The sequence below is a fragment of the Streptomyces sp. NPDC005435 genome (assembly GCF_040703155.1).
GTDB lineage: Bacteria > Actinomycetota > Actinomycetes > Streptomycetales > Streptomycetaceae > Streptomyces.
Genome location: NZ_JBEXEQ010000004.1, coordinates 300,556 through 312,135, shown reverse-complemented (window position 1 = coordinate 312,135; position 11,580 = coordinate 300,556). Strand labels below are relative to the sequence as shown.

General features: G+C 72.0%; 12 protein-coding genes. 6 read left to right on the top strand and 6 right to left on the bottom strand.

Annotated elements, in window-relative coordinates:
- Together AB0898_RS07770 and AB0898_RS07765 are read left to right on the top strand one after the other, a co-directional pair.
- Window positions 1-1,295 (top strand): hypothetical protein (locus AB0898_RS07770; protein WP_366801922.1); only part of this gene is annotated, 1,295 nt, incomplete at its 5' end.
- A gap of 142 nt (window positions 1,296-1,437) precedes the next feature.
- The gene (locus AB0898_RS07765) at window positions 1,438-1,881 is read left to right on the top strand and encodes a hypothetical protein (protein WP_366801921.1); all 444 of its coding nucleotides are present in this window, start codon (window positions 1,438-1,440) and stop codon (window positions 1,879-1,881) included.
- Between the two features lie 98 nt (window positions 1,882-1,979).
- On the opposite strand, the gene AB0898_RS07760 is transcribed toward AB0898_RS07765, so the two are convergent.
- A complete protein-coding gene (locus AB0898_RS07760) occupies window positions 1,980-2,477 on the bottom strand; it encodes a type II toxin-antitoxin system PemK/MazF family toxin (RefSeq protein ID WP_366801920.1) in 498 nt (165 codons plus the stop codon).
- Between the two features lie 219 nt (window positions 2,478-2,696).
- Here AB0898_RS07760 and AB0898_RS07755 point away from each other — a divergent pair, with 219 nt between their 5' ends.
- Window positions 2,697-3,449: an MBL fold metallo-hydrolase gene (locus AB0898_RS07755; RefSeq protein WP_366801919.1), complete on the top strand. Its 753-nt coding sequence runs from the start codon at window positions 2,697-2,699 to the stop codon at window positions 3,447-3,449.
- Between the two features lie 77 nt (window positions 3,450-3,526).
- On the opposite strand, the gene AB0898_RS07750 is transcribed toward AB0898_RS07755, so the two are convergent.
- The gene (locus tag AB0898_RS07750) at window positions 3,527-4,774 is read right to left on the bottom strand and encodes a PTS transporter subunit EIIC (protein WP_366801918.1); all 1,248 of its coding nucleotides are present in this window, start codon (window positions 4,772-4,774) and stop codon (window positions 3,527-3,529) included.
- 187 nt (window positions 4,775-4,961) lie between these two features.
- Here AB0898_RS07750 and AB0898_RS07745 point away from each other — a divergent pair, with 187 nt between their 5' ends.
- The 3 genes from AB0898_RS07745 (at window position 4,962) to AB0898_RS07735 (ending at window position 6,564) form a co-directional block, all read left to right on the top strand.
- Window positions 4,962-5,195 carry a PTS glucose/sucrose transporter subunit IIB gene (locus AB0898_RS07745; protein WP_366801917.1) on the top strand — a complete coding sequence of 78 codons (234 nt, stop codon included), beginning with the start codon at window positions 4,962-4,964 and terminating at the stop codon, window positions 5,193-5,195.
- Between the two features lie 107 nt (window positions 5,196-5,302).
- Window positions 5,303-6,040: a ribonuclease PH gene (gene rph, locus AB0898_RS07740; protein WP_366801915.1), complete on the top strand. Its 738-nt coding sequence runs from the start codon at window positions 5,303-5,305 to the stop codon at window positions 6,038-6,040.
- A gap of 128 nt (window positions 6,041-6,168) precedes the next feature.
- A complete protein-coding gene (locus AB0898_RS07735; RefSeq protein WP_366801914.1) occupies window positions 6,169-6,564 on the top strand; it encodes a hypothetical protein in 396 nt (131 codons plus the stop codon).
- A gap of 18 nt (window positions 6,565-6,582) precedes the next feature.
- Here the strand turns inward: AB0898_RS07735 and AB0898_RS07730 are convergent, their stop codons facing one another.
- From AB0898_RS07730 to AB0898_RS07715, 4 genes are read right to left on the bottom strand one after another with little or no spacing between them, the layout of a single operon-like run.
- Window positions 6,583-7,347: a DUF1707 domain-containing protein gene (locus AB0898_RS07730; protein ID WP_366801913.1), complete on the bottom strand. Its 765-nt coding sequence runs from the start codon at window positions 7,345-7,347 to the stop codon at window positions 6,583-6,585.
- A gap of 10 nt (window positions 7,348-7,357) precedes the next feature.
- Window positions 7,358-8,326: an ATP-binding cassette domain-containing protein gene (locus tag AB0898_RS07725; RefSeq protein ID WP_366801912.1), complete on the bottom strand. Its 969-nt coding sequence runs from the start codon at window positions 8,324-8,326 to the stop codon at window positions 7,358-7,360.
- A 3-nt stretch (window positions 8,327-8,329) separates the two neighbouring features.
- Complete coding sequence (locus AB0898_RS07720; protein ID WP_366801911.1) at window positions 8,330-9,157, bottom strand: ABC transporter permease; 828 nt, start codon at window positions 9,155-9,157, stop codon at window positions 8,330-8,332.
- The gene (locus tag AB0898_RS07715; protein ID WP_366801934.1) at window positions 9,150-9,950 is read right to left on the bottom strand and encodes an ABC-2 family transporter protein; all 801 of its coding nucleotides are present in this window, start codon (window positions 9,948-9,950) and stop codon (window positions 9,150-9,152) included. The genes AB0898_RS07720 and AB0898_RS07715 overlap by 8 nt, the downstream gene beginning before the upstream one ends.
- Between the last annotated feature and the right edge of the window lie 1,630 nt (window positions 9,951-11,580).

The window sequence follows — 11,580 nt, the reverse complement described above, 5'->3', positions numbered from 1 at the left end:
AGGTCTCCCAGACCGGCTCCACCACCTCGCTGCCCACCAACGACAAGGGCTGGGCGGGTGAGGAGGCGCTGGACATCGACATGGTCAGCGCGGTCTGCCCCAACTGCAACATCACCCTGGTCGAGGCCAGCTCCGCCAACGACACCGACCTCGGCAAGGCCGAGAACGAGGCCGTCGCGCTCGGCGCCAAGTTCGTCTCCAACAGCTGGGGCGGCTCCGAGGCGTCCTCCCAGACCACCGAGGACACCCAGTACTTCAAGCACCCCGGCGTCGCCATCACCGTCTCCGCCGGTGACGAGGCCTACGGCGCCGAGTACCCGGCGACCTCGCAGTACGTGACCGCCGTCGGCGGCACCGCGCTCACCACCGCGTCCAACTCCCGCGGCTGGAGCGAGTCCGTCTGGCACACCAGCTCCACCGAGGGCACCGGCTCCGGCTGCTCCGCCTACGACCCCAAGCCCACCTGGCAGACCGACACCGGCTGCGCCAAGCGCATGGAGTCCGACGTCTCCGCCGTCGCCGACCCGGCCACCGGCGTCGCCGTCTACGACACCTACGGCGGCTCCGGCTGGGCGGTCTACGGCGGCACCAGCGCCTCCGCCCCGATCATCGCCGGTGTCTACGCGCTGGCGGGCACCCCGGGCGCCTCGGACTACCCGGCGCAGTACCCCTACAGCCACACCGCGAACCTCAACGACGTGACCAGCGGCAACAACGGCTCCTGCTCCACCTCGTACTTCTGCACCGCGCGCGCCGGCTACGACGGCCCGACCGGCTGGGGCACCCCCAACGGCACGGCCGCCTTCACCTCCGGCGGCTCCAGCGGCGGCGGGGGCGGCGGCACCTGCACCCCGGCGCAGCTGCTCGGCAACCCCGGCTTCGAGTCCGGCAACACCACCTGGACCGCCAGCAGCGGGGTCATCAACAACGACAGCGGCGAGGCCGCGCACGCCGGTTCGTACAAGGCCTGGCTCGACGGCTACGGCTCCTCGCACACCGACACGCTGTCCCAGTCGGTGACGATCCCGGCCGGCTGCAAGGCGAGCCTCACCTTCTACCTGCACATCGACACCGCCGAGTCGGGCAGCACCGCGTACGACAAGCTGACCGTGACCGCCGGTTCGACGACCCTGGCGACGTACTCGAACGTCAACGCCGCCTCCGGGTACGCGCAGAAGACCTTCGACCTGTCGTCCTTCGCGGGCCAGACGGTCACCGTGAAGTTCAGCGGCGTCGAGGACTCCTCCCAGCAGACCAGCTTCGTGGTGGACGACACCGCCGTCACCACCAGCTGAACCGCACCGCCACCCCCGTCCCGCGCGCGGAAGCCGTCCGCGCGCGGGACGCGTGTGTTCCCGGGGAGCCGATCGCGCCGGTGGTACGTCTCACCACCAGCGGTGCCACCGCGGCACCGGCCACGACCGAGAGGCGGACCCCATGCGCCGTACGACGCCCCGCGCCCTCGCGGCGACGGCCCTGCTCCTGCTGCTCGCGGGCTGCGGGGGCGAGACCACGCCCTCGGCCTCGGCGAAGCCGTCCGCCGCGCCTTCGCGCTCCACCGGCTGCTCGGACCAGGTGCGGCTGACCTCCGCCGACGCGGGGAAGACCCTGTGCCTCAAGAAGGGCGGCGAGCTGCGGCTCACCCTGGACGGCAGCAAGTCCCGCCCCTGGGAGCCGGTCAAGGCCAGTGGTCACGCGCTGACCGCGATCAACGCCGGGATCGTCCTCCGGCCCGGTGACGCCGGCGTCGCCTACCGCGCGGTGGCCTCCGGCGCCGTCCGGCTGACCTCCAGCCGCCCGCTGTGCGCCCAGCCGACCGCGCCGGGGCAGGTCTCGTGCAAGGGCATCCAGGAGTTCCTGGTCACGGTGCGGATCGGCTAGCCGCCGGGAGCGGGCGCGGCCGCCAGGCGCGTCACGGCAAGTTCCGCGAGGGTGGGGGCATGGCCGTGTTCCTCCGCCCGGGGTGCGCCGGACGGGTCCTACCGCGCCAGGTGGCGGACCTGGTCCCACAGGGCCGGGTCGACGACGCCCACCCGGCGCCGGAAGTCGCGCACGCGCACCTCGCGCAGCTCGTCGGTGCGCAGGAAGCTGGGGCGGCCCTGGGCGTCGCCCACCGAGCCGGGCGGCAGCGGGATGACCCCGGCGCGCTGGTCGTGGTACTTGCTGGTGATCTTCGCGACCGTGACCCGGTCCCCGCGCACCGACAGCACCAGACAGGGGCGGTCCTTGGACTCCGGGCGGTCCTCGTAGGGCACGTCCGCCCACCAGATGTCGCCCGGTCGCGGACGGTCCGTCAGAGTCCGTGCCCGGTCCGGGGATCGGGGCCCGGTGCGGGACGCGGGCCGGGACTTCGGCCGGCCGGGTGGCCGCAGCCGCCGCCGGCGCGGGCGATGGCCGCGCCCCCAGCCGTCCACCAGCGTGGCGACGAGCGCGAGCAGCACCACGGCCGCGAGCGCGAGCCACCAGGACGTGTCCATGGAGACGACGTTACCGGCGCGCGCCACGCCTCGCGCGCCCTTGGCGCATCCCAACGCGCCCCCGATCCAGCCGAACCGGTGACACCGCAGGTGAGTTCGCCCACAACGGCGCCGGGCGGAGGAGCGACCCGTGCTTTCGCGCCTTACGCTCGACGGACCGCACGCCCCGCCCTTCCGTAATCCGCCCATCCGTCCCCCGCCAACGGAGGTTTCTGCTTCATGAAGCTCACCGTCGTCGGCTGCTCGGGGTCGTTCCCGTCCGCGGAATCGGCCTGTTCGAGCTACCTCGTCGAGGCCGACGGCTTCCGGCTGCTTCTCGACATGGGCAACGGCGCCCTCGGCGAGTTGCAGCGCCACATCGGTCTCTACGACCTCGACGCGATCTTCCTCAGCCATCTGCACGCCGACCACTGCATCGACATGTGCGCCTACTTCGTCGCGCGCTACTACCGGCACGACGGCGGCCGCTGCGCGCCGATCCCGGTCTACGGCCCCGAGGGCACCGAGCACCGCCTGACCACCGCCTACGCCGACACGCCGTCCGCGTCCTCCATGAGCGAGGTCTTCGACTTCCACACGGTCAAGCCGTCCACCTTCGAGATCGGCCCGTTCACCGTGCACACCGAGCGGGTCCGGCATCCCGTCGAGGCGTACGCGATCCGCATTGAGCACGAGGGCAAGTCCCTGACGTACTCCGGCGACACCGGCGTGTGCGACGCGCTGGACGAGCTGGCCCGGGACACCGACCTCTTCCTGTGCGAGGCCGCCTTCACCCACGGCAAGGAGAACATCCCCGACCTCCACCTCAACGGCCGCGAGGCCGGCGAGACGGCCACCCGCGCGAACGCCGGCCTCCTCCTCCTCACCCACATCCCCCCGTGGACCGACCCCCAGGTCAACCTGGCGGACGCCCGCGAGGCGTACGGGGGGCCGGTGGAACTGGCGGTGCCGCGAATGACGTACGAGCTGTAGCAGCGGACTCTCACCACACGGCGAAGGCCCCGGGACCATTCGGTCTCCGGGGCCTTCGCCGTATTACGGGGGAGGACTCACGCCTTGGTGAGGTCCTCCACCTCCTCCTCGGGCTCACGGCCCGGGGTCGGCAGGTTGAACTTGGTGATCGCGAAGCGGAAGACCACGTAGTAGACCGCGGCGAACACCAGGCCGATGGGGATGATCAGCCAGGGCTTGGTGGCCAGGTGCCAGTTCAGCAGGTAGTCGGTGACACCGGCGGAGAAGGTGAAGCCCGCGTGCACGCCCAGGCCCCAGGTGATGGCCATGGAGAGGGCGGTCAGCACCGCGTGGATCGCGTAGAGCACCGGCGCGATGAACATGAAGGAGAACTCGATGGGCTCCGTCACGCCGGTCACGAAGGAGGTGAGGGCGAGGGAGATCATCATGCCCATCACGGCCTTGCGGCGCTCGGGGCGGGCGGAGTGCGCGATGGCGATGGCGGCGGCCGGCAGACCGAACATCATGATCGGGAAGAAGCCCGACATGAACTGGCCGGCGGTCGGGTCACCGGCGAAGAAGCGGGTGAGGTCGCCGTGGACGATGTCGCCGGACGCCTCCTTGTAGTCACCGAGCTGCAGCCAGGCGACCGCGTTCACGAACTGGTGCATGCCCACCGGGATCAGACCGCGGTTGACCAGGCCGAACAGACCGGCACCGAAGGCGCCCAGGCCCGTCATCCACTCGCCGAAGCTGGAGATGCCCTTGCCGATCGGCTCCCAGATCAGACCGAACACGACACCGATCAGGGTGCCGACGAAGGCCATGATGATCGGCACCAGACGGCGGCCGTTGAAGAAGCCGAGCCAGTCGACCAGGCGCTTGCGGTGGTAGCGCTGCCAGAGCACGGCGGCCAGCAGGCCCATGATGACGCCGCCGAGAACGCCGGGGTTATTGTAGGTCGCGGCGATGTCCGCGCCCTTCTGGATCTTCGCCTCGGTGACCGGGAACGCCTTCAGGACGTTGCTGTACACCAGGAAGCCGACCAGCGCCGCGAGCGCGGTGGAGCCGTCCGCCTTCTTGGCGAAGCCGATGGCCACGCCGACGCAGAAGAGGAGGGGCAGGTTGTCGAAGATCGCGCCGCCCGCGGTGGCGAAGACCGCCGTGACCTTGGCGGGCAGATGCAGCTTGTCGTGAATGTCGGGCTGCCCGAAGCGGAGCAGCAGACCAGCCGCCGGCAGTACGGCGATCGGGAGCTGGAGGCTCCGGCCGACCTTCTGCAGGCCCTGGAACAGGCCTGATCCCCGCTTCTTTGCGGGGGCCGCCTCTGCGGTGGCGGTGCTCATACGTCCTCCATCGGTGATGGTCTACACCACTCAGTGGTGTAGACCTGTTTCTAGCACGATGGCGTCGATATAAGGAACCCGTGAGATCCGGGGGGTTTGGCGCGGATCTCGACCGTGGTGTAGACCAGTCTGCGGACCAGCAGCGGTTCCGGTCGGTTCCGATCGGTTCGGATCAGGGAGAAAGAACATGGCCACCAAGGCTGAGAAGATCGTCGCCGGGCTCGGCGGCATCGAGAACATCGACGAGATCGAGGGCTGCATCACCCGTCTGCGGACCGAGGTCCACAACGTCTCCCTGGTCGACGACGCCGCCCTGAAGGCCGCGGGCGCCCACGGTGTCGTCAAGATGGGCAACGCCATCCAGGTCGTCATCGGCACCGACGCCGACCCGATCGCCGCGGAGATCGAAGACATGATGTGAGCCGACCGGCTCACGCGCGCGGGGCTCCTTCCCTCCCGACCGGGAAGGAGCCCTTCGCCGTGCCCGCGGGGAAGGAGACCCCGCCCGCGCCCGATAGGGTCGTCCCCATGTCTCGCATCGACGGCCGCACGCCCGAACAGCTCCGCCCGGTCACCATCGAACGCGGCTGGAGCAAGCACGCCGAGGGCTCCGTCCTCGTCTCCTTCGGCGACACCAAGGTCTTCTGCACCGCCAGCGTCACCGAGGGCGTCCCCCGCTGGCGCAAGGGCAGCGGCGAGGGCTGGGTGACCGCCGAGTACTCCATGCTGCCCCGCTCCACCAACACCCGAGGCGACCGCGAGTCCGTACGCGGCAAGATCGGCGGCCGCACCCACGAGATCTCCCGCCTCATCGGTCGCTCCCTGCGTGCCGTCATCGACTACAAGGCGCTCGGCGAGAACACCATCGTCCTCGACTGCGACGTCCTCCAGGCCGACGGCGGCACCCGCACCGCCGCCATCACCGGCGCCTACGTCGCCCTCGCCGACGCGATCGCCTGGGCCCAGGCCAAGAAGCTCGTCAAGCCCGGCCGCAAGCCGCTCACCGGCACCGTCAGCGCCGTCTCCGTCGGCATCGTCGGCGGCGTCCCGCTGCTCGACCTCTGCTACGAGGAAGACGTGCGCGCCGAGACCGACATGAACGTGGTCTGCACCGGCGACGGCCGCTTCGTCGAGGTCCAGGGCACCGCCGAGGCCGAACCCTTCGCCCGCGACGAGCTCAACGCCCTCCTCGACCTCGCCGTCACCGGCTGCGACGAGCTGACCCTCCTTCAGCAGGCGGCACTCGAAGCCACCCTCGGCGCGTAGGCAAAGCACCGGTCAAAACAGCGGGTCGTCCCGGGCAACCCCCGCCCGTCCCACGGCGTCTGTGACGGTACGGGCGCGCGGCCGAAAGACCGCGCGTCCGGCCAGCCGTATCAGGGGAGGAGCACGACATGGCCGCCGGCCGCCGCCGTACCACCGCCATCGCCGCCGCATTGGTGGCCGCAGCGCTCAGCGCCGGGCTCGCCACCGGCTGCAGCGCCGTGGACAAGGCCCTGGACTGCGTGCAGACCGCCGACTCCGTCGCGGACAGCGTCACCGACCTCCAGCAGGCCGTGGAGAACGCGGGCGACGACCCGGCCCAGGCCGACGCCTCCCTGGACGCCATCCAGAAGGACCTCGACCGGATCGGCGACAAGACCGACGACGTCGACGTCAACAAGGCCGTCGACCACCTCGACCGCGCCGTCGCGGGCGTCCGTCAGGCCGTCAAGAACGGCGACGCCACCCCGGACGTCACCCCCGTCACCGACGCGGCGGGCGAACTCACCAAGGTCTGCACGCCGTAAGCGCGTTGAAGCGAGGGCTCAGCGGCCCCGGTGGCGCTCCCGCTGCTCCTCGCGGCGGGCGCAGCGCCGGTCCTGCCGTTCCTGACGGCGCAACTCCCGCTCCTGACGGCGCAGTTCCTTCAGGCGTAGCCGCTCGGCCCGGGTCACCTTGCGCTCGACGCCGACCCCGCCCCAGAACGCGAACCCGCTGATGATCACGCGCGGCGCCCCGGGCTCGCCCGGCTCGTCCCACTCGGGATGCTCGAAGCCGCCCATCACGCCGATGCCGCGCACCACGACCTCGACACCCGGCGGCACGGTCACCTCCATGCCGCCCATGACCGCGATGCAGCTGATCTCGACCTCGCGGTCCGCGAAGTACGCCTCGCGCAGGTCGATCTCGCCCCCGCCCATGAACGCGAAGCAGGTGAACTTCTTCGGCATCGTCCAGCGCCCCTTGCGCTGGAAGCCCGACAGCACCGCCACCGCGCCCGTCGAGGACCCCTCGCCACCGGTGATCCGCGACGCCCAACTCCCCTCGGGAGCAGGCTCCTTGACGAACGAGACCGGCGACGGCGCCACCACCCCGGGCACCGGGAGGTCCCGGGTCAGCGGGGCCAGTTCACCGTACGTACGCGCCGTGTACGCCGCCTCCAGCCGCTCCTCGAACTCCTGCATGTCCAGGCGCCCTTCGGCCAGGGCGTCCCGCAACACCTCGGCGACCCGCTCACGGTCCGCGTCGGAGGCCCTGAGATCCGGGACGGCATCGGAAGAACGAAGGTCCGGAACAGCGTCGTCGGTCATGACAGCCAGACTACGAGACCGCCTTCTCCGCGTACATCTTGGCGATGACCGACTCGATGTCGGGTTCGCGCACTGAGAGATCGACCAGGGGGTAGGCCGCCGCCAGATGGGCCACCAGGGGCGCGGCGGACTGCCCCGCCGGGAACGCCAGCCACTGCCGGGGCCCCTCCACGCGGACCACCCGGGCCGAGGGCACCTCCACCGGCGGCAGCTCCCGCTCCAGGTCCACCACCAGGGTGCGTTCGCCGTCGGCGGCCTCGTGCAGTCCGGCCAGCGGGCCGTCGTACATCAGCCGGCCGTGGTCGATCACCATCACCCGTGAGCACAGCTGCTCGATGTCCTGGAGGTCGTGGGTGGTCAGCAGGACGGTCGTGCCGCGCTCGGTGTTCAACTCCTTGAGGAAGCCGCGGACTTTGGCCTTCGAGACCACGTCCAGGCCGATCGTCGGCTCGTCCAGGTACAGCACCTCGGGGTCGTGCAGCAGGGCGGCCGCGATGTCGCCGCGCATCCGCTGGCCCAGGGAGAGCTGCCGCACCGGGACGTCCAGGAGGTCCTGGAGTTCGAGGAGTTCGACGCAGCGGTCCAGGTTCTCCCGGTAACGGGCGTCGGGAATGCGGTACATGCGGTGCGCCAGCCGGTAGGAGTCGATCAGCGGCAGGTCCCACCACAGCGTCGTCCGCTGCCCGAACACCACCCCGATCCGGTGCGCGAGGCGCGTCCGCTCCCGCGAGGGGTCGATCCCGGCCACCCGCAGCCGGCCCGCGCTCGGGGTCAGGATGCCGGTCAGCATCTTGATCGTGGTCGACTTCCCGGCGCCGTTCGGCCCGATGTACCCCACCATCTCGCCGCGCGCCACGGTGAACGAGATCGAGTCCACCGCCCGCACCTCGCGCCGCTCCCGCTTGAGGAAGCCCGTCTTCTTGCGCACCTGGAAGACCTTCTCGACCTTCTCCAGCGCGATGAAATCGCCGTCCGCCATCCGCTAGCTCCCTGTGCTCCGATACGTACGAAGTCCCGCCCGCCACGCCAGCCCCGCCAGCGCGCAGCAGACCACCGCGACCGGCAGCGGCGCGAACGCGACCCACTCCGGCAGACGCAGCGGATACGGGCGCCCCAGCACGTAACAGGCGGGCAGCCAGTTGACGAAGGCCAGCGGCAGCACGAACGTCACCCCGCGCACCAGCTCCCGGCCGAAGATCGTCGGCGGGTACTGGAGCAGGGTCGTACCGCCGTAGGTGAACGCGTTCTGCACCTCCGAGGCGTCCTGGGCCACGAACTGGAACGCCGCCCCGGCCACGAACACCGCGCAGAAGATCCCGAACCCGCTCACCACGGTCAGCGGCAGCAGGAGCAGCTTCGCCGCCGTCCAGTCCACGTCCAGCCGGGACAGCGACCAGCCGAGCACCAGCGCGCCCTGCGTCACCCGGCCCAGGCGCCGCAGCGCGAACTTGTCCGCCGCCACCTGCGCGAGGACCGGCGCCGGGCGGACGAGCAGGGTGTCCAGCGTGCCGTCGCGCACCCGGCGGCCCAGCCGGTCCATCGAGCCGATCGCCAGGTCGGCCAGGCCGAAGGCCAGCCCCGAAAGGCCGTACAGGAACGCCACCTCGGGCAGCGTCCAGCCGCCCAGCCGGCCCACCCGCGAGAACATCAGCATGATCGCCACGAAGTCGAAGGAGGTCGCGGCGAAGTTCCCGAACGCGGTCATCGCGAACGACGCGCGGTACGCCATCGTGGAGCGCAGCCACATGCCCGCCACGAGCCGGTAGGCGCGCACGCCCTCCCGCAGCCGTACGACCGTGTCCTCAGCCACCCTGGACCACCACCCGCCGCGTCGCGACCGACTGCAGCAGCCGGCCCGCGCCGAGCAGCGCGACCGCCCAGGCGCCCTGGAAGAGATACGTCCGCAGCGGGTCCGCGTGGCCCAGCAGCACGTCCGCCGGGGCCTGGAGCAGCGAGGACCACGGCAGCGCGCGGACGATCTCGCCGAGCGCGCCCGGGAACACGTTCAGCGGCAGCAGCATCCCCGAGCAGAACACCCCGGCCAGCCAGGCCATTTGAGTCACCCCGGCGCCGTCGAGCAGCCAGAACGCGCTCAGCGCGACGAGGTAGCGGATGCCGAAGCCCACCAGCATCGCCAGCACGATCGCCACGAGGAAGGCGAGCCACGTGCCCGCGTCCGTGGGCAGATAGGCCGGAAAACACAGGGTGCCCAGGACGAACGGCACGAGTCCGCGGCCCAGCAGCTGGAAGCACGCCCGGCCCAGATCGGCCGCCAGCCACCACAGTTGGAGATCCGCGGGCCGGTACAGGTCGATCGCGACATCACCCGTACGGATGCGTTCCATCAACTCCTCCTCGACGCCCCCGCCGCCGATCGCGAGCGTCGACAGCAGCGCCTGGCCCAGCCATACATAGGTCACGGCCTGCGTCTCGTCGTAACCGCCGAGATGCGGGCGCACGTCCCACAGGGCGCGGTAGGTGCAGACGATGATGAGACCGAAGACCGTGTTGGTGAACACCCCTGCCGCAGTGGCGGCACGGTAGGTCGCGTACCGTCTGAATCCCCCCGCTGCGACGGCCGCGTACAACCGTCCCGCGCTCACGTCGGTCCACCTCCTGGACTCTTCGACACCGAAGCGCAGGAGCCTAGTCCGGAGGCCCGGCGGCCGGCCACGCATTTTCCGTGCCGGAAGCGTGCCTGAATCCGGGAACGGAACGCCAGGTGCGAGAGTCTTCAAACTGGGGGCGCAATCAGGCGTACGAGGCGTACGGAAACGTACGACGCGAAACAGGAGTCCGTGCACGAGATGAGCGACGAGCAGCCGCATCAGCCGACCGAGGGCGGGGCGTCCAGAACCCCGCAGCCGGCTGAGGGGCCCGGAACCCCGGGCCACCAGGCGCAGCCGGCCCCCGGGACCGCCGGGGGCCCGGCCGATCCCCCCGAGCCGCCCACGCGATCCGCTCCGCGGGACGCTCCGCGGGGCGGGGCGGAGGGCCGTCCGGGCAGCCAGCCGGGTCAGGTCTCTGGCGGCGGCCGCCCCGGGCAGGGTGGCCAGCCTGGTCACGCGTCTGGTGCCGGCCGCACGGGTCAGGGTGGACAGCCGGGGCAGGCGTCTGGCGTCGGCCGCCCGGGCGAGGGTGGCCAGCCCGGTCACGCGTCTGGCGTCGGCCGCCCGGGGCAGGGTGGCCAGCTGGGTGAGACGTCTGGTGGCGGTCGTCCGGGGCAGGGTGGTCAGCCCGGTCAGGTGTCTGGTGCCGGTCGTGCGGGGCAGGGCGGTACGGGGCGTCCGGCGCAGGGGGGTCAGCCTGCGGGCGCGGACCGCTCGGGCCAGGGGGCCCAGGCTGCGCAGGGCTCCGGCGGCGGTCGTACGGGCCAGGGTGGTCCGGCGATACAGGGCGGCGGGGCGGGTGGCTCGGGCCGGGACGGCCAGGGTGCTCAGTCTCAGGCTTCCGGTGCGGACCGTGCACGGGGTGGTCAGGCTCCGCAGGGGCAGGCTTCCGGTGCGGGGCGTCCGGGGCAGGGCGCTCAGGCCGGTGGCCCGGGTACGGCGCAGGGTGGCCAGGCCACCGGTGCCGATCGTGCGGGCCGGGGTGCTCAGGCCCCCGGTGCGGACGGTGCGCGTTCCGGCGGCCAGGCTCCGCAGGGCTCCGGCGCCGGTCGTACGGGTCAGGGTGGTCCGGCGGCGCAGGGTGGCGGCGCGGGCCGGGACGGCCAGGGCGCTCAGGCCGGCGGCGCGGACCGCGCACGCGGCGGTCAGGCCCCGCAGGGCCAGGGCTCCGGCGCCGGCCGGGCGGACCAGGGTGGCCAGACCTCCCAGTCCGGCGGCGCGGCTCGTTCGGCCCTGGACGCGCAGGCGTCCCAGGCGGGTGGCGCGGGCCGCCCGGGCCAGGGCGCGCAGGCGTCCCAGGCGGGTGGCGCGGGTCGTCCGGGCCAGGGTGGCCAGACCGGCCAGGCCGGTGACGCGGGCCGTCCCCATCAGAGTGGCCAGGCGCCGCAGTCCGGCAGCGCGGGTCGTCCCGCCCAGGGTGGTCAGGCGCCGCAGGCTGGTGGCGCGGGTCGTCCGGGCCAGGGTGGACAGGCGCCCCAGTCCGGCGGCGCTTCCCGTCCCGGTCAGAGCGGCCAGACCGGTGGTGCGGGTCTTCCCGGCCAGGGTGGTCAGTCGTCCGGCGCTCCGGCGCGCTCCGGCGCGGCGGCCCAGGGTGCCGGTGCCGAGCGTTCCGCCCAGGGCGGTC